This window comes from Nocardioides flavescens (assembly GCF_009823805.1).
Taxonomy (GTDB): domain Bacteria; phylum Actinomycetota; class Actinomycetes; order Propionibacteriales; family Nocardioidaceae; genus Nocardioides; species Nocardioides flavescens.
Genome location: NZ_WUEK01000010.1, coordinates 47574 through 70267, shown reverse-complemented (window position 1 = coordinate 70267; position 22694 = coordinate 47574). Strand labels below are relative to the sequence as shown.

The 22694-nt window shown below is 73.6% G+C and carries 16 protein-coding genes; 7 read left to right on the top strand and 9 right to left on the bottom strand.

Features of this window, described 5'->3' with window-relative positions:
* Window positions 1–139: 139 nt before the first annotated feature.
* From GRQ65_RS15880 to GRQ65_RS15860, 5 genes are all read left to right on the top strand, one after another.
* Entirely contained in the window at window positions 140–2257 is a 2118-nt protein-coding gene (locus tag GRQ65_RS15880; RefSeq protein ID WP_160878970.1) for an ATP-binding protein, read from the top strand.
* 157 nt (window positions 2258–2414) lie between these two features.
* Window positions 2415–5453: a response regulator gene (locus GRQ65_RS15875; RefSeq protein ID WP_160878969.1), complete on the top strand. Its 3039-nt coding sequence runs from the start codon at window positions 2415–2417 to the stop codon at window positions 5451–5453.
* Window positions 5454–5464: 11 nt separating this feature from the next.
* The gene (locus GRQ65_RS15870; RefSeq protein ID WP_160878968.1) at window positions 5465–6778 is read left to right on the top strand and encodes a pyruvoyl-dependent arginine decarboxylase; all 1314 of its coding nucleotides are present in this window, start codon (window positions 5465–5467) and stop codon (window positions 6776–6778) included.
* Window positions 6775–7179 (top strand): response regulator, encoded by a 405-nt coding sequence (locus GRQ65_RS15865; protein ID WP_202388218.1) that lies wholly within the window; start codon window positions 6775–6777, stop codon window positions 7177–7179. The genes GRQ65_RS15870 and GRQ65_RS15865 overlap by 4 nt, the downstream gene beginning before the upstream one ends.
* A gap of 253 nt (window positions 7180–7432) precedes the next feature.
* The gene (locus tag GRQ65_RS15860) at window positions 7433–8986 is read left to right on the top strand and encodes a methyl-accepting chemotaxis protein (RefSeq protein ID WP_202388217.1); all 1554 of its coding nucleotides are present in this window, start codon (window positions 7433–7435) and stop codon (window positions 8984–8986) included.
* Here the strand turns inward: GRQ65_RS15860 and GRQ65_RS15855 are convergent.
* The 5 genes from GRQ65_RS15855 to GRQ65_RS15835 form a co-directional block, all read right to left on the bottom strand.
* The gene (locus GRQ65_RS15855; protein WP_160878966.1) at window positions 8967–9530 is read right to left on the bottom strand and encodes a Wadjet anti-phage system protein JetD domain-containing protein; all 564 of its coding nucleotides are present in this window, start codon (window positions 9528–9530) and stop codon (window positions 8967–8969) included. The two genes, GRQ65_RS15860 and GRQ65_RS15855, sit on opposite strands and share 20 nt — an antisense overlap.
* A gap of 96 nt (window positions 9531–9626) precedes the next feature.
* Window positions 9627–10298, bottom strand: coding sequence for a DUF3322 domain-containing protein (locus GRQ65_RS15850; protein WP_160878965.1), 672 nt, complete (start codon window positions 10296–10298; stop codon window positions 9627–9629).
* 4 nt (window positions 10299–10302) lie between these two features.
* Window positions 10303–13803, bottom strand: a complete 3501-nt coding sequence (locus GRQ65_RS15845) for an ATP-binding protein (protein WP_160878964.1) — start codon at window positions 13801–13803, stop codon at window positions 10303–10305.
* A complete protein-coding gene (locus tag GRQ65_RS15840; protein WP_160878963.1) occupies window positions 13800–14570 on the bottom strand; it encodes a DUF4194 domain-containing protein in 771 nt (256 codons plus the stop codon). The genes GRQ65_RS15845 and GRQ65_RS15840 overlap by 4 nt, the downstream gene beginning before the upstream one ends.
* A complete protein-coding gene (locus tag GRQ65_RS15835) occupies window positions 14567–16060 on the bottom strand; it encodes a DUF3375 family protein (protein ID WP_160878962.1) in 1494 nt (497 codons plus the stop codon). The genes GRQ65_RS15840 and GRQ65_RS15835 overlap by 4 nt, the downstream gene beginning before the upstream one ends.
* A 143-nt stretch (window positions 16061–16203) precedes the next feature.
* Between GRQ65_RS15835 and GRQ65_RS15830 the strand changes: the two genes are divergently transcribed.
* The gene (locus GRQ65_RS15830; RefSeq protein WP_160878961.1) at window positions 16204–16623 is read left to right on the top strand and encodes a DUF6174 domain-containing protein; all 420 of its coding nucleotides are present in this window, start codon (window positions 16204–16206) and stop codon (window positions 16621–16623) included.
* Window positions 16624–16654: 31 nt separating this feature from the next.
* Complete coding sequence (locus GRQ65_RS15825; protein ID WP_160878960.1) at window positions 16655–17464, top strand: IclR family transcriptional regulator; 810 nt, start codon at window positions 16655–16657, stop codon at window positions 17462–17464.
* Window positions 17465–17485: 21 nt separating this feature from the next.
* On the opposite strand, the gene GRQ65_RS15820 is transcribed toward GRQ65_RS15825, so the two are convergent.
* Genes GRQ65_RS15820 through GRQ65_RS15805 form a run of 4 tightly spaced genes read right to left on the bottom strand, consistent with a single transcriptional unit; the run spans window position 17486 to window position 22670 of the window.
* A complete protein-coding gene (locus GRQ65_RS15820) occupies window positions 17486–18856 on the bottom strand; it encodes an L-serine ammonia-lyase (RefSeq protein WP_160878959.1) in 1371 nt (456 codons plus the stop codon).
* Between the two features lie 7 nt (window positions 18857–18863).
* Window positions 18864–19484 carry a sarcosine oxidase subunit gamma gene (locus GRQ65_RS15815; RefSeq protein WP_160878958.1) on the bottom strand — a complete coding sequence of 207 codons (621 nt, stop codon included), beginning with the start codon at window positions 19482–19484 and terminating at the stop codon, window positions 18864–18866.
* Complete coding sequence (locus GRQ65_RS22875; protein WP_160878957.1) at window positions 19477–22383, bottom strand: 2Fe-2S iron-sulfur cluster-binding protein; 2907 nt, start codon at window positions 22381–22383, stop codon at window positions 19477–19479. The genes GRQ65_RS15815 and GRQ65_RS22875 overlap by 8 nt, the downstream gene beginning before the upstream one ends.
* Window positions 22380–22670 (bottom strand): sarcosine oxidase subunit delta family protein, encoded by a 291-nt coding sequence (locus GRQ65_RS15805; protein ID WP_160878956.1) that lies wholly within the window; start codon window positions 22668–22670, stop codon window positions 22380–22382. The genes GRQ65_RS22875 and GRQ65_RS15805 overlap by 4 nt, the downstream gene beginning before the upstream one ends.
* Window positions 22671–22694 lie beyond the last annotated feature (24 nt).

The following is a 22694-nucleotide window of genomic DNA, read 5'->3' as shown; positions in this document are numbered from 1 at the left end:
AGCCTTCCGATACCCCTGCGGGCACCCGGCGCGTGACATATGGTGCGCCAGAGGGCGCTGATCGCTCGCGGGACTCGCTGGTCGACGCCAGCGACGCGGGGGCGCGGCGCGTCGATCGGTACGACGAGGGTCGGGTGGAGTGAGCGGGTCTCGGGCGCGCACGACGGCGGTGGTGACGTCGCTGCTGCTCGCCATGACGGCCTTCGGCTGCCAGGCGGTCTCCGCGACGCCCGACGGCGGCCGAGCGGTCGGCATCTGGCCGGTCGCGCTGGCCACGTCGGCCCTGATGCTGGCCGGTCCCCCGGCCCGGACGCTGCTCGCACCGCTCGTCGGCGTGCTCGCCGTCGCGAGCCTGCTCGTCGGCGGTCGACCGCTCGAGGTCGCCGTGTGGCTCGGCGTCGGGCTCGGGCTGGAGGCGCTCGTCACCTGGCGGGTGCTGACCCGGGGACGACCGGGTCGGGCCTCGCTCGCGACCAGCGGCGACCTCGCCCGGTTCCTGGGCGCGGTGGGCGCCGGCGCTCTGGCGGCGGCGAGCGTCGCGGCGGTGGCCAGCCTCGTGACCGGCTGGGGTGACCCCGGGCTGCTCGCCCTGTCGGTGGGGAGCTCGGGCGTCGCCGCCCAGGTGAGCCTGCTGCCGTTCTTCTGCCGGTTCCGCGACCACCCGCCGCTGGCGGGCCCCGTCGAGCGCTCGGCCCAGTGGGCGGCGCTGCTGGCCGTCACCCTCGCGGTCTTCGTCTCCCCCGACATGCCCTCGCTGGTCATGCTGACCCTCCCCGCGCTGATGTGGGGCGCGCTGCGCAACGGGTCCAACGAGTCGATGGCGCAGGTCGCCGTCGTCTTCGCGCTCACCATGGTCCTGACGACCTACGGCGTGGGGCCGTTCGCGCGCCCCGACCTGCGCTCGGGACTGCCCGTCGACCTGCAGGGCGTCCTGCTCGCGACGTTCGGCGCCGTCTGCGCGCTCGTCGCCCTCGTCGTCAGCATGACGGTGGGCGAGCAGCGCGAGGGTGCCGCGCAGGTCGCGGCCGAGCGCGACCGCGTGCGGGCCATCGTCGACGGAGTCACGCCCGTGGCGATCATCGGCGGCGACCTGAGGGGTCGGATCACGCTGTTCAACCGGGGCGCCGAGCGGCTGCTCGGCTACTCCGAGCGCGAGGTGCGCGGCCTGTCGACCCGCATCCTCCACCCGCCCGAGAGCGTCGCCGCGAAGGCTGCGGAGCTGGGGGTGGCACACGACTTCGCCGCGGTGGCGCAGGCCCTCGCCGGCGCCGGTCCGACCGAGATGTCGTTCCGACGTCGCGACGGCGTCGTCCGGGTCCACGAGATGACGCTCAACCACGTGCGCGACGACCGCGGACGCCCCACGGGGTTCGTCAGCACGTCCGAGGACGTCACCGACCGGCTCGAGGCGGAGGCCCGGCTCGTGGCCGCTCTCGCGACCGAGCGCGAGGCCGTCGAGCGCCTCCAGGAGGTCGACCGGGTCAAGGACGCCTTCGTCTCCAGCGTCAGCCACGAGCTGCGCACGCCGCTCACCTCCATCCTCGGCTACCTCGAGGTGCTCACCGACGGCGGCTACGGCTCGCTCGAGCCACATCAGCTCGAGGTGCTCTCGCGCATCCGCGCCAACAGCGACCGGCTGCTCGCCCTGATCTCGGAGCTGCTCACGCTCTCGCACGTCGAGGACCGCGGCGCCGACGCGGTCACCGAGCCCGTCGACCTGCTCGCCGTGGTCGAGACGGCGGCCGGCGTGCTCGCGCCCGTGGCCGAGCGCCGCGAGGTCCGACTGGAGCTCGAGGTCGCCTGCGAGGCGCGGCGCGCGCGTCCGCACGTGCTCGGCGACCTCCACCAGCTCGAGCGCGTCGTGCTCAACCTCGGCGACAACGCCGTCAAGTTCACCCCACCGGGCGGACGCGTCGACCTCCGCCTCGACTTCGGCGCCGACGCGGGTGACGCGGGTGACGCTGGCGACGACGTCTGCGTGATCACGGTCCGCGACACCGGGATCGGGGTCCCCCGTCACGAGCAGGACCGGCTCTTCGACCGCTTCTTCCGCTCCTCCCTGGCCCAGCTGCACGCCGTGCCCGGCAGCGGCCTCGGGCTCTCGATCGCGGCGGGCGTCGTCGCCCAGCACGGCGGCACGATCAGCGTCGCCTCCGAGGCCGGCGAGGGCTCGACCTTCACGGTCCGCCTCCCGCGACTGCGCACCGCGCGCACGACCGTCGGACCGTCGTACGCCGGGCGGGAGGTCGCGCCGTGACCCGGCCGCACCCGGCGAGCCGGACCGCAACTGCTCCGGCGGTGCACAACTTGGCCACGATCGGGTCACAGCCTCACCGGTCCAGCCCGGCCCCCCACGCGCGCGTGGTGGAGTGGGGACGACGCCGTCCGGCCCCGGCGAGGAGGACACCACCGTCATGCTTCGGTCGGACGCCCACGCCCTCGCGGTCGCGCCCGGCCCCGCGGCGGGGGCACCCGTGAGCGCCGTCGCGCCCGCTCGCCGGCTCCCGCCGTGGCCGGTCCTCGCCGTCTGGGCTGTCCTCGTCGTCGTCGTGGTCGCGCTGCTCTCCCCTGCGGCCGGGCCCCAGGTCCGGCAGGCCACGAGCGCGGTGGGCCTGACCTGCGGGGGTCTCCTCGCCATGGCCACCGCGCTGCGTCGGGCCCGGCTGAGCTCGCCGCGCGAGGCCCGGCCGTGGCGCTGGGTGGTCGCCGGCAGCGGGCTCATGCTCGTCGCCAACACGTGGTCCTCGGTGAGCGGAGCGGACCCGCTGTCGGACTCGGGTCTCTACGTCAACGTCTGCATCGCGGTCGCCCTGGTCTTCTCGACCCTGGGCATCATCTCCTTCCCCGGCGTGCGCAGGCGGGGCTCGGACCTGGTCGTCATGGCCCTCGACGGGGTCGTCGCGGGGGGCGCGCTGCTGCTGATCACCTCCGCCGTCGTCTACTCCGAGCTGCTGAGCAGCGACGCGCGCTCGACCGGCGGCACGCTCAACCAGGCGCTCAACCTCGCCTTCCCGGCCCTCGACGTCGTGCTGGTGACGGTGGCGGTGATGCTGGCGCTGCGCGCGCGCAAGGGCGATCGCTGGCGCTTCGGGCTGATCGCCGCGGCCTACCCCCTCTACGCCTTCTCCGACCTGGCCTTCGCCGTCGAGGCCGCGCGCGGCTCCTTCGAGTTCGGCACCTGGCTCGACCTCGGGTGGATCCTGGGCTGGCTCACCCTGGCCCTGGCGGCCGTGATGCCGCCGCCGCCCCCCGCGCCCGCCGAGGGCTCGCGTCGCGACGTCGTACGCCTCACCGACGTCGTCGGCACCTCCATCGTCTTCGGCGCCCTCGCCGTCGCGACCGCCGTCCAGGTGCTCGCCGGTGGCACCGGCCGCCTGCAGACGCTGCAGTCCGTGCTGTGGGTCGCGGTGGTCGTGGCCGCCGGGGCGCGCCAACTCGTGCTCACGCTCGACAACCACGCGCTGCGCCGCGGTCTCGAGCGCCGCGTCGCCGAGCAGACGGCCGACCTTCGCCGCCTCGCCCGGCAGAACGAGGTGCTGGTCACCTCCGTCGGCGACGGGGTCTACGGCGTCGACCACGAGGGGCGGGTGACGTTCGTCAACCCGTCCGCCTCGCACCTGCTCGGGTGGAGCACCGAGGAGCTGATCGGGCGCCGGGCGCACGAGTTCTTCCACGCCCCGGACGACGAGGGCGCGCCGTACCCCTGGGCCGGCTGCTACGTCCACGAGGCGATCGTCCACGGCGACCTCGCCACCGCCGAGGAGGACGAGTACCTCCGCGCCGACGGCTCGCGCTTCCCGGTCGAGATCACCGCCTCCCCCCTCGTCGACGACGGCAACGTGCGCGGTGCCGTGGTGACCTTCCGCGACGTGACCCAGCGCCGCGAGGTCGACCGGATGAAGAACGAGTTCCTCTCCGTCGTCAGCCACGAGCTGCGCACCCCGCTGACCTCCATCCGCGGCTCGCTGGGGCTCCTCGGTGGCGGCCGGATGGGCGACCTGCCCCCCAAGGCGCTCACGCTGGTCAATGTCGCGCTGCAGAGCAGCGAACGGCTCACCCGGCTCATCAACGACCTGCTCGACATCGAGCGGATGGAGTCGGGCACCAAGCCGATGGAGCTGCACCCCACCGACGTGCGGCCGCTGCTCGAGAGCGCCGCCGACCAGATCGAGGGGATGGCCGGTCAGGCCGGCGTGCGCGTCGTCGTGGGCCGGGCCGAGGGCCGCGCCATGGTCGACGAGGACCGGATGATCCAGACCCTCCTCAACCTGCTCGGCAACGCGATCAAGTTCTCCGAGCGCGGCGGCGAGGTGCGGCTCGACGCCCACGTCGACGGCCCCGAGGTGCACCTGCGGGTGAGCGACGACGGACGCGGCATCCCGGCCGAGAAGCTCGAGTCGGTCTTCGAGCGGTTCCAGCAGGTCGACTCCTCCGACACGCGTCAGAAGGGCGGGACCGGCCTCGGTCTCACGATCAGCCGCGGGATCGTGGAGAAGCACGGCGGGCGCATCTGGGCCGAGAGCGAGCTCGGGGTCGGCACGACCGTCCACGTCACCCTGCCGGCCGCCGCCCGGCTGAGCAGTGGCGCCGAGACGCCGCCCGGCCCGTCCGACGCGGCGACCGTCCTGATCTGCGACGACGACGCGACGGTCGTCGAGCAGTTCTGCGCGCTCCTGCGCCTGCACGGCTTCCGGGCCGTCGGCGTCACCGACGGCGAGCGCGCTCTCGAGCTCGTGCGCTCGGAGCGGCCGCGGGCGGTCGTGCTCGACCTGATGATGCCGGGCACCACGGGAGCCGAGGTCCTGCGCGCGCTGCGCGCCGAGGAGGAGACCCACGACGTCCCCGTCGTCGTCATCTCCGGCATGGGCCCCGAGGCCGACCGCGAGGCCGCCCAGGCGACGACGGAGTGGCTGGTCAAGCCGGTGAGCGAGACGCGGCTCGTCAACGCCGTCTCGCTCGCGGTCGCCGGACGGGTCGCGGAGCGCGTCGGGAGCGCCGTCGCGGCCGGCGCGTCGGCCGGTGACCGCTCCCCGGCCTCCCCGGCCGCCCCGGCGGCCGGCACCGTCCTGCTCGTCGAGGACGACGAGGAGCTCGCCGAGGTGCTGGGCGCGACCCTGGCCGACGCCGGACTCACCGTGCAGCACGCCGCCTCCGTCTCGGGCGCGGTCGCGCTGGGTCCGGAGGTCCGCCCCGACGTCCTGGTCCTCGACATGCGCCTGCCCGACGGGACCGGCGAGGACGTCGTCGCGGCGTTCACCCGACGCTGGCCGCTCGCCCGCACCCCGCTCGTGGTCTACAGCGCCGTGGACCTCGACCGCACCCGGCGTGACGGCCTGACCCTGGGTCCGACAGTATTCCTGACCAAGGGTGAGACGACTCCTGAGTCCCTGCGGGACCAGGTCCTCTCCCTGGTCCGCGCTGTCACCACCGCCCCCCGCAGGACGACGACCTAGGAGCCCCCACGATGTCGCTCGCCCCCTCCGCCCAACGACGGGACGCCGCCCGCCCCACGTCCGGTCTCGACATCACGATCCGCACCGGGTCCGGCACCGGCCGCACGCGCATCTCGGCGTTCGACCACGCGCTGCACCTCGCGGGCGTGGCCGACTTCAACCTGGTCACGCTCTCCTCCGTCATCCCGACCGGGGCGCGGCTGCGCCACGTCGACGCTCCCCTGCCCGGCGGCCACGGCGACCTGCTGTTCTGCGTGCGCGCCGAGGCGTTCGCCGAGCGTCCGGGCGACGTCGCCTGGGCGGGGCTCGGCTGGGTCACCGACGAGACGGGCGGAGGTCTGTTCGTGGAGCACCACGGCAGCTCCGAGGACGAGGTCGTCGGCCTGATCGAGGCCAGCCTCGCCGACATGCGCTCCTACCGACGGGCCGACTACGGCCCGGTGCAGATGGCGCTCACCTCCGCCGAGTGCTTCGACGACCCGGTCTGCGCGCTCGCGCTCGCGGCCTACCGCGTCTCGACGTGGGACGACGAGCCGCAGGCCGAGGCGCCGTCCGCGACGTACGACGCGCCGTACGCCGCGGCGACGCACCACCGCGCACCGGTGACGGGCAGCCTGTCCGACCTCGACGACCCGACGCACCCCGCGGGCTCCTCCGAGCCGTCGGAGGCGTCCGTCGTCGCTCCCTCCTCTTCCCGGCTGCCGCCGCCGCCGGCGAGCCACGGCTCGGTCGAGCTGCCGGTGCCCGAGGTGTGCCGCGGCGCCGTCGCCCGGGTCACGATCGAGAGCGAGGTCGACTACACGACCGCGCGCACGTTCTACCGCCTCTACCGCGCCAGCTTCGAGCAGCTCGCGACCCAGGCCGTCGCCCGTCACGTCCTCCACGAGTCGGAGTTCCTCGAGGAGATGCTCGACCCCCGGGTGCAGAAGTACGTCGCCTGGGACGACGAGGACGTCGCCGTCGGACTGACGACCCTCACCACCGACCTCGAGACCGTGCCGTGGATCAGCGCGGCCTGGTTCGCCGAGCACTACCCCGAGCAGTACGCCCGCCACGCGATCTACTACTTCGGTCTCGCGCTGGTCCACCCCGACCGGCAGGGGGCGAAGGTGCTCCACGCCCTCCTCGAGCCGATGACGCTGACGGTCGTGCGCAACGGCGGCGTGGGGGCCTGGGACCTGTGCGGGCTCAACAACGACCGCGGCTTCGCCCGCGTCTACCCGCAGCTGTTCGCGCAGCACGGCGAGGTCGTCGTCGAGCCGATCGACACCCAGACCTACTACGCCGCGCGGTACGTCGGCCCCGAGCTCGAGGAGCAGCCGTGAGCGCGGCCGATGTCCCCGACGTCCCCACCGTCCTCGTCGTCGACGACGACGAGATGATCCGTGAGCTCACCCAGATCTCGCTGGAGACGGTCGCGGGCTGGCGCGTGCTGACGGCCGACGGGGGCCACGCAGCGATCGAGGTCGCCCGGGCCGAGCATCCCGACGCCGTCCTGCTGGACATGATGATGCCCGACATGGACGGGCTCACGACGTTCGAGCACCTCCGGGCCGAGGCCTCCACCAGCGACATCCCGGTCATCCTCTTCACCGCCAAGGGGACGGTCGGCGACCGGCAGCCGTGGGACGACCACCCGCTGGCCGGAGTGATCGGCAAGCCCTACGACCCGATGACCCTCGGGAGCCAGGTCGCGACGATGCTGGGCTGGACGCACCTGGCCTAGGCGCGGGTCCGAGCGCCGGTCCAGACCTGCGGCCCCCACACCGACAAGTTCGGCATGACCGCTCAGGGTGGGCCCCCGCGACCCGATGGTCCGGCAACGCCGCGACGAGCGGCGTCCGCCGAGCTCCTGGGGGAACCCCTTGTCCGCACCCGCGTCCGCACCCGCGTCCGCACCCGTGTCCACACCGCCGCCGGGTCCCGCCCGCGCCTCCGGTCCCGCCCGGTGGTGGGGTGGACGCCCCATCCGCACGAAGGTGCTCGCCCCGGCGGTCTTCGGCGTCCTCGCCGCCCTCGTGGTCGGCATCGTCGGGCTGGTGCAGCTCGCCCGGGCGGCCGAGACCAGCCAGAGCATCTACGAGAACAACCTGGCCGCGGTGCGCTCGCTCGGCGAGATCGCGGTGACCCGCAAGAGCATCTCGCTGAGCGCCCGCGACATCCTCCTCGTCGGCAACGGCCCCGACCGGGCCGACGTCATCGACGAGTACGAAGGGCTGCAGCAGCAGTTCCTCGACCAGCTCGACGCCTACCAGGCGACCGGCCTGACCCGCGCCGACCAGGAGCGGGCCGACCAGGTCCGCAGCCTCCTGCCGACGTACGTCGCCGCCGTGGACGACGTGCTCGGCCCGTTCGCCCAGGCACAGGACCTGGCCGGTTGGCTCGCCGCCAACAACGACAGCGTCGCCCCGATCGCCGAGCAGATCAGCGCCGAGCTCGGCGCCCTGAGCGACTCCGAGGCGGCCCAGGCCGAGGAGGCCGCCGCGAGCGCCGCCTCGTCGGCGAGCGCCGCCCGCACCGTCTCGATCGTGACGCTCGTCATCGGCTCGCTCGCGGTCGTCCTCGTCGGCCTGCTCATCGCCCGCGGGATCGCCCGCGGGGTCGCCGGGGTGCAGCGGGTGGCGGAGGGCCTCGCCGAGGGTGACCTGACCGGCAGCAGCGGCGTCACCACGACCGACGAGATCGGCCGGATGGGCCACAGCGTCGACACCGCCGTCGCCAACCTGCGTCACCTGCTGACGACGATCAACGCCTCGTCGTCGTCGATGGCCACCGCCGCGCAGGAGCTGTCGGCGTCCTCCCAGCAGATCGCCGCCGGCGCCGAGGAGACCTCTGTCCAAGCCGGCGTCGTCACCGGCGCCGCCGAAGAGGTCTCCCGCAACGTCCACACCGTCGCCGCGGGTGCCGAGCAGATGGGCGCCTCGATCCGCGAGATCGCCCACTCCGCCAACGAGGCCGCCCGGGTGGCGGCCCAGGCGGTGTCGATGGTGGAGACCACCAACGAGACCGTGTCGCGGCTGGGGACCTCGAGCCAGGAGATCGGCAACGTCGTCAAGGTCATCACCTCCATCGCCGAGCAGACCAACCTGCTGGCGTTGAACGCCACCATCGAGGCCGCCCGCGCCGGCGAGGCCGGCAAGGGCTTCGCCGTCGTCGCCAACGAGGTCAAGGAACTCGCACAAGAGACCGCCCAGGCCACCAAGGACATCGCCGCCCGCGTCGAAGCCATCCAGGGCGACACCACCGGCGCCGTCGACGCCATCGGTCAGATCTCCACCATCATCACCTCGATCAACGACTACCAGCTCACCATCGCCTCGGCGGTGGAGGAGCAGACCGCCACCACCAACGAGATGTCGCGCAACGTCGCCGAAGCCTCCACGTCCTCGTCCGAGATCGCGATGAACATCTCCGGGGTGTCCGACGCCGCGGGCGACACCACCCAGGCCCTCGCCCGGGCGCGGACCGCTATCGACGACGTCTCGACCATGGCCGGCGACCTGCGGGAGGCCGTCAGCGTCTTCCGGGTGTGACGCCCAGCCCTCGCACCACCTCGGCCGCCGCGTCGAGCGGGATCCGCTCCTGCTCGACGCGGCGGTGCCGCGTCCAGCCCGGCGAGCACAGCCGGAGGTAGAGCTCGCGCTCCGCCGGCTCGAGCAACGACACCTCGCGCGGCGTCCGCGGACCCAGCGCACCCCCGTGGTGGTCGACGTCGACGCCGAAACGGTCCCACCGCTCGTAGGCATCGACGTCCATGAACAGCGAGCGCACGCGCAGACCCCGGGCCCGCAGGCCGTGCAGGATCTCCAGTCCGTCGGCGTCCATGTCGCCCCAGTAGACGACGTGGGCCGCCTCCCGCACCCAGGCGACGTCGGCGACGGAGCCCACCGCCCGGCCTCCGCCCTCCACCGCGATGCCACCCGGCACGGTCGGGAACAGCTGGGCCGTGTCCCGGTTCTCCGACACCACGACGAGCCGGGGACGGTAGACGACGCAGTCACGGTCGCCAGCGGTGACGACGTCGTGACGGCGTCCGGCCGCAGCGAGGTGGTCGTGGTCGAGGTAGGTGAGGTGCACGCGTGCCGGCCGCCCCGGCTCGAGGTCGAGCGCATCCAGCCCGGCGAGCCGGCGTACGACGCCTTCGTGCGACGCGAGCCACTAAGGGCGTGCTGATCAATCTCCCGCAGTCGCCCGCGCGGCGTCGCATCGGACCTGGACGGCGTTGTCGTCGCCCGCCGTGACTCCGCCACGGCGGGCTCCTCCGCCTTGCCAGCTCCGCGCGACCCCACGCCTGCTCCCACGGGCGATTGAACAACACGCCCTGGTCCCGAGCCCCTCGACCGGCACCTGCCGGGCCGTGAGGCCCGAGGGGTGCGGGCCGGCGAACCACGACGCCGTGCGCCACAGCACGTCGACGTCGACGTCGCTCCAGGTGTCGACGGCCCGCAGGACACCGGCCGGGTCCTCGACGTCGGGGAAGCACTCGACGAGCTGCACGTGCCGTGCGCGAGCCCGAGCGACCCGTCGGGCCCACCCCTCGCCCAGCAGGTTCGCAGCCGCCTCGAGGGAGGCGACGTGCAGCGTGGCCGGCAGCGGCTGGTCGGTGCGGTGGACCCGCACCGTGCGACGCGTCAGCCGCACCCCGTCGGGAGCCGTCCGCTCCCACACGTCCCACGCGAGCGCACCTCGGTGCAGCTCGGGCCAGCGGGCCTCCGCCGCCGAGGAGGCGAGCGAGGCGGTGCCGAGGTGCAGCGCCGCGGACCACGGTGCCCCCGCCACCACCTGGCTCCAGCTCCGCGCAACCCGCCGTTCGAGCTCGGCGAGAGCCAGCGCGGGGGTCTTCACCGGCTCAGCCTCGCTGCTCGGCGAGTCGTCCTGCGTCGGAGATCGGCGTGATCCAGGCCTGGTGGGTCGTGGGGTTCTTGGTGATCGCGAGCAGCTCGTCCATGTGGGGCTCGAGGCCGGTCACCTTGTCGAGCGGCACGCCGACGATGAGCTGGAAGCCGAGCCCCTTCCACGCCTCGACCGCGCGCCCGGCGAACTCCGAGTCGGCCTTGACGAACCCCTCGTCGAGGAAGACCGGCGCGAAGCGCGGCCGCGAGCGCATCTCGTCGCCGAGGCGGAAGCGCAGGGCGGAGCCGACGATGAAGGCGACGAGCTCCTGGCTCTCGCCACCGCTCTTCTCCCCCAGCGTGCGGTAGGTCGCCTTGAGCTCGCCGGTGGTGTGGTCGTAGCGCTCCGCGCTGATCTCCACGTGGCGACGTACGTCGAGCAGGCGGTCGCGCTCGGAGGTGCCGGCCGGCGCCTCGCCGCTCTGCGCCGGTCCGCGCAGCTGCTGCATGAAGGCGCTGAGCTGGGTGAACCGCTTCTCGAGCTCGGCCTCGCCCAGCTCGGCGGTCGACCCCGAGGCCAGGGCCCGCAGGTCGCGCGTGAACACCTGGACGTGGGCGGGCGAGAGCCGGCGCAGCCGGATCCGCAGCCGGTGGCCCGAGGCGCCGAACTCCAGACGCCGCAGGATCGCGTTGATCGGCTCGAGGCGGTCCTCGATCTCCTCGACGGAGGCCGCCATCGCGCCGACGAGCGGCACGAGGTCCTGACCGCTCCACTCGGTCAGCCGCCGACGCCACTCCGCGCGTCGGTCGGCGAGCCCCTTGCCGCGGATCTCCTCGAGGATGCGCGCGAAGTCGGGGTAGGCGTCGGGCGTCGCGGTGAGGTTGGGCGAGTCCCACTGGAAGGTGTAGACGCGGAAGATCTGGCTGAGCTCGTCCTCGACGCGGCGCAGCTCGGTCTCGGCGTCGGCGACCGCGCCGCGCAGCCGCTCGGAGAGCCGCTGCGAGCTGACGGGGAAGCGGTCCAGGTCGTCGGGGTCGTCCGGGGCCACCGCAGCCGCGAGCTCGGCGGCGAGGTCGCTCTCCTGCTCGGCGGTGAGCACGACGGTGCCGGCGTCCTCGACGGCCTGCATCCGGTCGTTGACGACGTCCTCGGACTCGACGAGCTCGCCGTGACGCTCGTTGAGCTCGCGTCGGCGGCGGTCGAGCTCGAAGCGGCGCCGCTGCGCCTCGCCGAGCTGGGCCGACAGGTCGTCGATCTGGGCCTGGAGCACCTGCAGCCGGTCGTCAGCGGCCAGGATCGCCTCGCGGCGGGCCTCGAGCTCGGCGATCCGGCGCTCGCTGCTGGCGACGTCGACGTCCTCGAAGCGGACGGTGGCCAGGGTGTCGTAGCAGCCGCGCAGCCGCTCGTGCACGGCGCGGCGGCGGTCGACCTCACGGCGCTCGCCCTCGAGCGCGTCGAGGGCATCGGCCACCGACGCGAGCTCGAGGTCGAGGTCGGCGACGGCGTCCTCGTTGGAGAAGCCGATGATGTCGCGGGCGTCGTTGCGACCGTGCGTACCGCGGCGCCCGCTGCGGGTCTGACCCGCCGAGGTGACCCGCAGCCCGTCGCCGCGCAGCCCGGCGGCGTCCTCGACGCACAGCGCGTTGCGGGCGGGCTCCTCGACGTGGGCCTGGACCCACCCCGTGAAGGGACCGGGCTTGAAGAGCAGCTTGCCGGCGATCCGATCGGGGTCCCCCGTCGGGCGCTCGGGCAGGTCGAGCGGCACGCCCTCGAAGGTCAGCCGACCGCGCAGCCGCAACCCGTCGATGGCCGCGGAGAACGCCTCGAGCCGCTCGAGCGGCACCAGCATCACGCGCGCGGAGGCACCCAGGACCGTCTCGACCGCCGTGCGCCAGCGCGCCTCGTGCGGGGCCACGTCGAGCAGCTCGGCGACGAACGGGAGGTCGTCGACGTCCACGCCGCTGGCCGCGGCCACCTCGGCCCGCAGCTCGTGCATCCGGGAGGGCATCCGACCGGCACGGCCCTCGAGCGAGGCGCGCTCGCGCCTCAGCTCGCTCTGCCGCTCGCTCAGCGGGAAGCCCCTGCGCAGCACCTCGTCGCGCTCGGTGGTCAGCCGCTCCAGCTCCGCGCCGGCGGTCGACAACCAGTGCCGCGCCCGCTGCTGCAGCACTCCGAAGGCCTCGGCCGAGGTCAGCGCGTCGTCGACCTCGACCGCACCGTCGGCGCCCCGGTCCCCGTCCGCGGTGACGTCGACCAGCGGCAGCAGCCGCTCCTGCAGCCCGGCTCGCCGGGCGAGCCGGTCCTCGCGCACCACGGCCTCCTGCTCGAGGCTCAGCGCCAGCGACTGCAGCGTGCCGCCGCCAGCGGCGCGGTGCTCCTCCTTGGCCGCCTCGAGGTCGCCCTGCAGCGTCGTCTCGGTGACCGCGGCGTTGGCGAGCTCGGCCGTGGTCCGCTCGCGCTCCGCGCGATTGGTGACGACGGCGGCGGCGAGCAGCCGGGCGTGGGTGCGCAGCAGCCACAGGCGCAGCGGGCTGTCGCCCGGCAGCGTCACGCCGTACGCGTCGAGCTGGGCGCGTCGTGCGGTGGCCGCCACCCGGCGCTCGTGCAGCGCCGTGATCGGGTCGAGCAGCGCGAGCTTCTGCTCCTCGGTGCGCATCGCGGTGTACGCCGAGTCGAGGTCGTCGAAGTGCTCGATCGCGCGGTCGGCGGCGGCGTAGGTCGACGGCCGCTCGAGCACCATGTCCTTGTAGAGCTCATCGACGCTGCGCACCTGGTTGCCGGCCTGGATGCGGGCGAGCAGCCGCAGCGCCTTGGCGCCGTCGCCGTTGGCGCCGATCCCGAGACGGGCGTGGAGCACCGCGGCGAACTCTGCGTAGGTGCGGTGGACACGGATGCCCGGGAAGAGCTTCTTCAGGGTCGTGGCGTGGAACCGCTCGGGCACGGCCACCTCGAGCGCGTCGAGCGACAGCGCGCCCTCGTGCGTGGCGAGCTGCATCTGCACCTCGCTGGAACGGGTGGCCCGCCGCGGGACGTAGTAGCTGCGCAGCGCGGTGAAGCGCCCACCGCGGTCGTTGACGAAGGTCATCGCGACGGCGCCCCACGTGTCGGAGCCCTTGCCGCGCAGCAGCTGCTCGACCGGCCGCCCGGTGCGCGGGTCGTCGACCACGTCGACCGCGCCGCGCAGGTAGGACAGCAGGTTGCGCTGCCCGGCGCCGCGGGCGCGACCGGAGACGGCGTCGTTGGAGGCGCCGTTGAACTTGGTGTCCGAGGGCATCATCAGCGCGGTGTAGGCGTCGAGGACGGTCGACTTCCCTACGCCCGAGCCGCCGGAGATCATCGTGGCCTCACCGCGCAGCGGCACCACGGTCAGGCCGACGAAGCCGCCCCAGTTGATGAGCTGCAGCGAGGCCGCGCGCCACTGCACGGTGTCGTCGGCCGGGTGGGAGACGAGCTCCTCGTCGAAGAGGCCACCGGCCTGGGCCTCGTCGAGCAGGTCGTCGTCGGTGCCGGTGCTCATGCGCGCTCCCCCTGGTCGTCCGACTCGGTCCCCGACTCGTCGTCGGCGTCCCCGAACAGCTCGCGCTCCTCGTCGAGCTCGCCGCCGCCCGCGGTCACCTCGTTGGCCGCCCGCAGCGCCTCGAGCAGCTCCTGCAGCAGCTCGAGCGGCAGCAGCGGCTCGACCGCCTCGCTGATCTCGTAGCGGTCGTCGCCCACGGCGCCGATGAGCAGCCCCGCCTTGACCACCCCGGCCACGGCGTTGCGGGCGCGCTTCTCGTCGCCGGCGACGTCGGTGGCGTGCGCCGGGCGGAAGCTCGCGACGTACGACACGAGGTCCTCGCGGTCGACGTAGGTGCGGGCGTCGCCGGTGGCCAGACCGGCCCGCAGCCGGTCGCGCAGGTGCACGAGCACGAGCGTCTCCTCGCGCGACCAGGCGGCGTCGTAGAGCAGGGTCGGGAAGCGGCTGCCGGTCTCGGAGACGGCCTGACGCTTCCACGCCACCTCGCGCTCGCGGTCGATGGCCAGGTCGAGGAAGAGGTCGTTGAGCCGCGAGCGGAGCACCCGCTCGTGCTCGACCAGGACCTGCCAGTCGCGCGGGTGGGTGCGGTTGCTGATGAAGCGCTGCTTGAGCAGGGTCACCAGGGTCTGGCGCTGGGCGAGCTCGAGGCCGCCCTCGTCGCCCTCGAAGAGCGACACGGAGTGGTCCTCGACGCCGCCGAGCTCGTCGGTGAGGTCGTCGAGCAGCTCGGTCAGCTCGCCCAGCTCGTCTGCGTCGGTGGTGCTCATGCGTGAGCCCCCCTCTCGGGTTGCAGGTCGGGGTCCGGCAGCGGGGTGCGGGGTACGGCGAAGGACCGCTCGGTGCCGTCGGGCCGCACGGCGGCGTAGGTCTCGAGCGACTCCTCGCTCCCCCAGTCGCGACCGGCGGCGAGGTGGAGCAGGCCGAAGATCTCGACCGGCCGGCGCAGCTCCGGCTCGAGGCCGCCGAACACCTCGCCGAGCGTGCCGGCGGGAGCCAGCGAGCCGAGCGCGTCGTCGAGCCGTCGGCGCAGGGCGCCGAGCTGGGGACCGCCCTGGGCCATCAGCTCGGCCAGCGACACCGACGGGGCGTCGGTGGGGTCGGCGGCCGCGATCCGGTCGGGCAGCACGTCGTCGGCGGGGTCGTAGAACCGCTCGCGCAGGTGCTCCACCCCGGCGCGCGGCGGCAGCAGCGGGACGTCGTGGCTCGCGCGCGGACCCGTGGTCGCCATCCAGGTCGTCAGCTCGGACTCGATCTGGCGCAGCGTCTGCTCGAGCTGGCGGTCGCGCACGGCGTCGTGGGAGACGATGTAGTCCTTGAGCGTCGCGGTGACCCGGGAGCGCTGGGCGAGCACCCGCTCGAGGCCGTCGCGCACCAGGCGCACCGTCCCCTGCAGCTCGGCCCGCTCGCCGTCGCCGAGGATGCCGTCGGACAACGGGTGGTCGAGCAGGGCGGTGAGGTCCTCGCGGAGCTGGGCCACGAGCGCGTCGTCGCGCAGCAGCGCGAACGCGCCCTCGAAGGCCCGGCCCTCGTGGGTGGCGGTCATGAGGGAGTCGGCTCGCGCGAGGTAGTCGTCGATCACCTCGCCGGCGGGCCGGTCTTCGGCGCGGAAGGCCGCGAGGATCTCGCCGCGGATCGTGGCGAACCGCTCCTCGACCCGCGCGAAGTCGCTCGGCAGTGCCGAGATCAGCGACAGCAGCTCGGTGAACCCCTCGAACATGTAGTCCTCGGTGGCGCCGACCATCTCGTCGCCGTCGACGAGCCGGTCGCGCTCGGCCTGCAGCCGGGCGATCTCCTCGTTGAGGATGCTGACCCGGGCGGTGCGGTCGGGGTTGGCCTCGGAATTGAACCGCCGCACGCTCGCCAGGATGGTGGCGATGCGGTGCTCCGAGAGGGTCGCGCGGTCGCGGGAGAGGTTCTTGACCAGCTCGAGCGCCTGCTGGGCGTACGACGTCAGCGAGTAGACCTCGTGGCCGGCCTCGTCGAGCGAGCGCACCAGCCACTGACCGCGCATCCAGCGCCGGCAGATCTCGTGGCCGCTGCCGCTGGGGACGTCGGTCTCCCCCGTCAGCCGCACCTGGGCGAGGTGCTCCTCGACCTGGGTGTGCAGACGCGCCGTCGGGATCGGCCGGTTGTTGCGCCCGAACGCCGCCCGGAAGATCGCGATCACGACCGGCGCCTGCCGCTGGTGCAGCAGCGTCAGCGTGGGTTGCGAGAACGCCCCGCGCACCCGCGCCAGCTCCCCTGCGACCTCGCTCACCGCTGCCTTCCGACGTACCGACCCTGCTCGGGACCACCAGCAGCCGCCAAGCATCGCAGAGGCCACCGACCTGGGACGAATGCCGCGGGACCGGCTGTGGACACCGCGCGGAACCAGCGGCACCTCGTGCGCGTCGCAGGAGGGTGCGCGCCACCGCCTTGTTGCTGACCGCGTCCGTCTGCGTCGGCTTCAGCGGCTGCGGCAGCGAGACCGCTCCGTCCTCGGAGCCGCTGCCGAGCACCTATGACCTGGTGCTGACCTCCACGTGCGGCGAGCGCAGTCTGATCGGCGACTACCAGGTGTCGGTGGTGGACGGTCAGGTCACGAGCGCGACGAGCCTCGACCCCGGCTACCCCTCACCTCGTCGACTCGACGACGTCCCGACCCTCCGCGACCTGCTCGACAAGGCCGAGGATGCAGGGGCCGGTGCCGAGGTCGACCTGCGCACCGACGACCGCGGCTGGCCGGTCGAGCTGTCGATCGACCACCTGCCCCGGGCGGTCGACGACGAGGAGTGCTACCGGGTGTCGCACCTCGAGGTGCACGACGCGCCGGGTGTCTGACGCCCGGGCCCGTAGTGCGTACTGTTTCGCCATGAGCAACACCGACGAGACGCCGCCCGGCCAGCGCGGGAGGACGCGCGAGGGTCAGAGCGGGGTGCAGTCCGTCGACCGCGCCATCTCGGTGCTGGAGATCCTGGCTCGCGAGGGCCAGGCGGGCGTGACCGAGGTCGCCGCCGAGATCGGCGTGCACAAGTCCACGGCGTTCCGCCTCCTCGCCGCTCTGGAGGAGCGCGACCTCGTCGAGCAGAACTCCGAGCGCGGCAGCTACCGCCTGGCGTTCGGCATCCTGCGGCTCGCGAGCGCGATCCCCACCCGCATCGACCTCACCCGCCAGGCGCAGCCGGTCGTCGACGAGCTCGCCGCCAAGCTCGACGAGACGGTCAACCTCGCCGTCGTGCAGGAGCACTACGCCGTCAACGTCCAGCAGGCCCGTGGCTCCGCCGCCGTGTCCAGCCACAACTGGGTCGGCCAACTCACCCCGCTGCACGCGACGTCGAGCGGCAAGGTGCTGCTCGCCCACATGCCCGCAGAGCGCCGCCTCGAGATCCTCCGCACCGCAGGGCAGCCGCGGCTGACCGAGCACACGGTCACCGACCGGGCCCGCCTCCTCGCCGAGCTCGACGCGGTGTGCGGCGGCGCCCTCGGCACGGCGTACGAGGAGATGGAGATCGGCCTGAACGCCGCGGCCGTGCCCGTCCGCGACCACACCGGCACCGTGGTCGGCGCGCTCAGCGTGTCGGGACCGGCGTTCCGGTTCGGCCGAGCGGAGATCGAGGCCGCCGAGGCCGACCTGCGCGATGCCGGCGACGCCATCGGCCACCGCATGGGATGGATGGGCTGACGGGTCGACCGGGAGGGCCGCTCAGCACTCGATCACGTTGACGGCGAGACCGCCGCGGGCGGTCTCCTTGTACTTGTCCTTCATGTCGCGACCGGTGTCGCGCATGGTCTTGATCGCCTTGTCGAGGCTGACCGTGTGGCTGCCGTCGCCGTTGATCGCGAGCCGCGCGGCGTTGACGGCCTTCACCGAGGCGATCGCGTTGCGCTCGATGCACGGGATCTGCACCAGACCGCCGACGGGGTCGCAGGTCAGCCCGAGGTTGTGCTCGATGCCGACCTCGGCGGCGTTCTCGACCTGGCGTGGTGACGCGCCGAGCACCTCCGCGAGCCCACCGGCCGCCATCGAGCAGGCCGAGCCGACCTCACCCTGGCAGCCGACCTCGGCGCCGGAGATCGAGGCGTTGGTCTTGAACAGGATGCCGATCGCCGCGGCCGTCAGCAGGAACCGCACGATGCCGTCGTCGTCGGCACCCGGCACGAACCGCACGTAGTAGTGCAGGACCGCGGGGATGATGCCGGCGGCGCCGTTGGTCGGGGCGGTGACGATGCGGCCGCCCGAGGCGTTCTCCTCGTTGACCGACAGCGCGTAGAGGTTGACCCAGTCCATGACGTGCAGCGGGTCCTCGACGCCGCGCGCGGTGAGGTCGCGGAACAGCTGCGGCGCTCGCCGGCGCACCTTGAGCCCTCCGGGCAGCACGCCGTCGCGGGTGTAGCCGCGCTCGACGCAGTCGACCATCACCCTCCAGAGCTCGAGCATGCCGGCCCGGACCTCGGCCTCGGTGCGCCACGCCTGCTCGTTGGCGAGCATGACGTCACTGATCGAGAGGTGCTCGCGCTCGCAGGTCGCGAGGAGCTCGGCCCCGGTCGAGAACGGGAACCGCACCGAGGTCTCGTCCACGACGATGCGGTCGACGCCCGCCGCCACCTCGTCGACGACGAAGCCGCCACCCACGGAGTAGTAGGTGCGCTCGTCGACGAGCGCACCGCCGGCGTCGTACGCCGCGAAGACCATCCCGTTGGGGTGGGCAGGGAGGCTCCGGCGCCGGTGCATGACCAGGTCCGTGTCGGGGTCGAAGCGCACGGGTGCGGTGCCCGCCAGCACCAGCGTGCGGCTCTCCCGGATCTCGGCGATCCGCAGCTCGGCCCGGTCGGTGTCGGTGGTGGCCGGGTCCTCGCCCTCGAGCCCGAGCACGACAGCCTTGGGCGAGCCGTGGCCGTGGCCGGTGGCGCCGAGCGAGCCGAAGAGCTGGGCGTGCACCCGGTGCACGTCGTCGAGCCGACCCGCCGCCCGCAACCCGTCGGCGAACCTCTTCGCGGCCCGCATCGGCCCGACCGTGTGGGAGGACGACGGGCCGATGCCGATCGAGTAGAGGTCGAACGCCGAGAGCGTCACGGGAGCGTCAGCCGACCGGCTCGAGGAACTCCTGGGCCGCGTCGAGCAGCCACGCGGCGACGTACTCGGCGTACGACGAGCGTGGCAGCAGACGGTAGGTCTGCTCCCCCGTCTGCCAGAGCAGGACCGGCACCCGGGCCAGCGTCGTCGTGATCGCACGCCCCGCGCCGAACGCGCGCGGGTGCAGGTCGGCCGGGCAGCCCTTGTCGAGCACTGACCGGGCCGCGGGGCCCTCGAGCTCGAGCACCGTGCGGTTGGCCGACACGTCGACGATCGCGACGCCGGGTCCCTCGGCCGCGGCCCGCAGCCGGGAGAGCAGCTCCTCGCGGGAGCCGTCGGAGACGACGAGCCACTCGTCGGGGCCGAGCCAGAGCGTGCGGTGGTCCCCCTCCCCGGTCACCTCGCCCACGCCGGCCGGCAGCGGAGCGCCCAGCACGGCGCCGATCGCGTCGGCCGCCGTCGAGCCCGGCACCACCCGCAGGCCGACCATCGTCGTGAAGGGCCGTTCGGCGAGCCGTACACCGCCCCCGCCGGCCCCCGCCTCGGCGACTCCGGCTGCGGTCGCCGCCAGGGGGCTGCGCCGCAGCTCCACCGGTCCCGAGGTGGTGTCGAGGATCGAGTCAGCCATCGCGCTTGGCCCCCTCCGGGTCGTAGAGCACGTGCGAGGTCACCTCGACCTCGACGAGACGGTCGCCGACCGGGGCCACCAGGACGTCGCCGATCCGCCCGCGACCGCCCTTGACCAGTGCGAGGGCGAACGGCCGTCCGAGCGCGACGCTGTCGTAGCTCGACGTGACGTGACCGAGCATCGGGATGCGCTGACCCTCGACGGGGCCACCGACGGAGCGATCGACGAGGTGGCCACGCTCGATCACCTGGCTGCCCTCGGGGAGCCGGGTGGTGCGGTCGACCGGCAGGAGCCCGACCAGCTGCTTGCGGTCGGTGCGGACGTTGTCGGCACGGGTGTAGGAGCGGCTGCCGATGAACGCCTTGGTCCTCGACACGATCCACTCCATGCCGGCGTCCTGCGGCGTCACGGTGCCGTCGGTGTCCTGACCGACGATCGGGTAGCCCTTCTCGGCCCGCAGCACGTGCATCGTCTCGGTGCCGTACGGCGTGATGCCGTGCTCGGCGCCGGCGGCGTGGACGGCCTCCCAGACCGCGCGGCCGTACCACCCTGCGACGTTGATCTCGAAGGCCAGCTCTCCGGAGAACGAGATCCGGCAGACCCGCGCGGGCACCCCGGAGGCGAGCGTGGTCTCGCGGAAGGTCATGAAGCCGAAGGCGTCGTTGGACACGTCGAGGTCGGGCGCCACCCGGGCGACGACGTCGCGGGAGCGGGGTCCGACCACGGCGATCGTCGACCACTGCTCGGTGACCGACGTGCAGCGCACGTCGAGCTCGGGCCACTCGGTCTGCAGCCACTCCTCGAGCCAGTCGAGCACGCCGGCGGCGCCGCCCGTCGTGGTGTGGAGGTAGTAGCGGTCGTCGTCGAGGCGCAGCACCACGCCGTCGTCGAACAGCATCCCGTCGGGCTTGCACATGACGCCGTAGCGCGCCGAGCCGACCGCCAGCTTCTTGTAGGCGTTGGTGTAGACGCGGTTGAGGAACTCGCCCGCGTCGGGGCCCTGCACCTCGATCTTCCCGAGCGTCGAGGCGTCCATCATCCCGACAGCCGTGCGCACGGCCGCGCACTCGCGGGCGACGGCCGCGTCGAGGTCCTCCCCGTCCTCGGGGAAGTACCACGGCCGCAGCCACTGGCCGACGACCTCGAACTCCGCACCGTGCTCGACGTGCCAGCTGTGGATCGGGGTGACCCGCTTGGGGTCGAACAGCTCGCCCCGCTCGCGGCCGGCGAGCGCCGAGAACAGCACGGGGACGTACGGCGCGCGGTGGTTCGAGAACCCGACGTCGGCGACGTCGAGCCCGAGGGCCGCGGCGATGACGCCGCCGGCGTTGACCCCGGAGGTCTTGCCCTGGTCCTGCCCGGTGCCGATGGAGGTGTAGCGCTTGACGTGCTCGACGCTGCGCATCCCGGCGCCGGTCGCCTTCCACACGTCGGCCACGGTCTGGTCGCGGTGCAGGTCGACGTAGTGCTCGGTCCAGGTGCTCGGGTCGTCCTCGCCCGGGACCATCCACAGCTGGCGGACCTCGCCGACCTCGGTCGGCGCGCCCGTCACGTCGAACGTCGGCGCCTCGACCGGGAAGCCGGTCGCCCCGGCGGCGGCGGCTCCCGCGGCGGCCCCTTCCTGCAGGCAGTCGCGCAGCACGAAGGTGCCGTGCACGGCTCCGGCCGTCGCCTGGTCGCGCACCACCGAGTCCGGCACGAACGCCGCGGTGGCGGCGTCCCAGCGGGTCGTGCCCTGGCGCTGGGTGAACAGGTGCACGAGCGGGCTCCACCCACCCGACACGGCGAGCAGGTCGGCCTCGACCAGCTCACCGGGCGTGGTCGTGTCACCGTCGAGCTCGCCGACCCGCACCGCACGCAGCAGCCCGGTGGACTCGTCGGCGACCGCGCGCTGCACGGTCGCGGAGCCGACGACCCGCACGCCGGCGTCGACGGCCTCCTGGGCACGGCCGGACAGCTCGGCGCGGGCGTCGAGGACCGCAGCCACCTCGACGCCGGCGGCCAGGAGGTCGGCGACGGTGTCGTAGGCGCTGTCGTTGGTGGTGGCGACGACGACGCGCTGACCCGCGGCGACTGCGTAGCGGTTGAGGTAGGTGCGCACGGCGCCCGCGAGCATCACGCCCGGCATGTCGTTGCCCTGGAAGACCAGCGGCCGCTCGTAGGCGCCCGTGGCCAGCACGACGCGGCGCGCGCGCACGTGCCAGACGCGCTGGCGTGAGACACCGTGCGCCTGGGGACCCTCCGAGGCGCCCTCGCTCTTGGCAGCACGGTCCTCGACAGCCACGACGTAGTTGTCGTCGTAGGAGCCGAACGCCGCGGTCCGGGTCAGCACGGTGACCTCGGGGGCGCCGGCGAGCTCGGCGGACACGTCGGTCAGCCACGCCGCGGCGGGACGACCGTCGATCTCCTCGGTGCGCGCCGAGAGCAGCGAGCCGCCGGGCTCGGCCTGCTCGTCCACCATCACGACCCGCGCGCCCGAGCGGGCCGCGGTCAGCGCGGCGGCGAGCCCCGCTGGTCCGGCACCGACGACGAGCACGTCGGTGTGGACGAAGACCTTGTCGTAGGTCGCTGCGTCGGGCTCCGGGCTGAGCACGCCGAGCCCCGAGAGGGTGCGCACCTCCAGCCCGTCCACCACGGAGCGCACGGTCGCGGTCACCGAGGGCTCGGAGTGCTCGCCCAGCACCTGCACCAGGGCGTTGGGCTCCTCGGCGCCCGCGGCCACGATGCCGCGAGGACGGTCGTGGTAGATCGAGTCGCCGACGCGGATCCGGCCACTCGCGAGCAGCGCCGAGGCGATCGTGTCGCCGGAGTGGGCGGCGTGCTCCTCGCCGTCGACGACGAGGGACAGGACCCGGCTGCGGTCGATGCGACCGCCGCTCGGGAGCCGACGCGAGGTCATCGGTCGCCTCCCGCCGAGGCGACCTCTGGCCGGGCCCCCGTGTAGACGGCGAGGACCTCGTAGGTCACCGTGTCGCGCACGACGTTGAACCAGCGCCGGCAGCCGGTGCTGTGCACCCAGCGCTCGGCGAAGGGGCCCTTGGGGTTGTCGCGGTAGAAGAGGTACTCCGCCCACTCCTCGTCGCTGAGCGCCTCGGGGTCCTCGGGGTAGGCGACGTGCGCCTGCCCGCCGTAGTGGTACTCGGTCTCGTCGTGCGGCCCGCACCACGGGCACTCGATCTGCAACACGGCTCGGTGTTCCTCCGGAGGTGG

What these genes read in the sequence shown, in the direction of transcription:
- GRQ65_RS15815 (WP_160878958.1), bottom strand. Translation starts at nt 19,484, where the DNA reads ATGGCTGACTCGATCCTCGACACCACCTCGGGACCGGTGGAGCTGCGG.
- GRQ65_RS15840 (WP_160878963.1), bottom strand. Translation starts at nt 14,570, where the DNA reads ATGAGCACCACCGACGCAGACGAGCTGGGCGAGCTGACCGAGCTGCTC.
- GRQ65_RS15845 (WP_160878964.1), bottom strand. Translation starts at nt 13,803, where the DNA reads ATGAGCACCGGCACCGACGACGACCTGCTCGACGAGGCCCAGGCCGGT.
- GRQ65_RS15825 (WP_160878960.1), top strand. Translation starts at nt 16,655, where the DNA reads ATGAGCAACACCGACGAGACGCCGCCCGGCCAGCGCGGGAGGACGCGC.
- GRQ65_RS15875 (WP_160878969.1), top strand. Translation starts at nt 2,415, where the DNA reads ATGCTTCGGTCGGACGCCCACGCCCTCGCGGTCGCGCCCGGCCCCGCG.
- GRQ65_RS15870 (WP_160878968.1), top strand. Translation starts at nt 5,465, where the DNA reads ATGTCGCTCGCCCCCTCCGCCCAACGACGGGACGCCGCCCGCCCCACG.
- GRQ65_RS22875 (WP_160878957.1), bottom strand. Translation starts at nt 22,383, where the DNA reads ATGACCTCGCGTCGGCTCCCGAGCGGCGGTCGCATCGACCGCAGCCGG.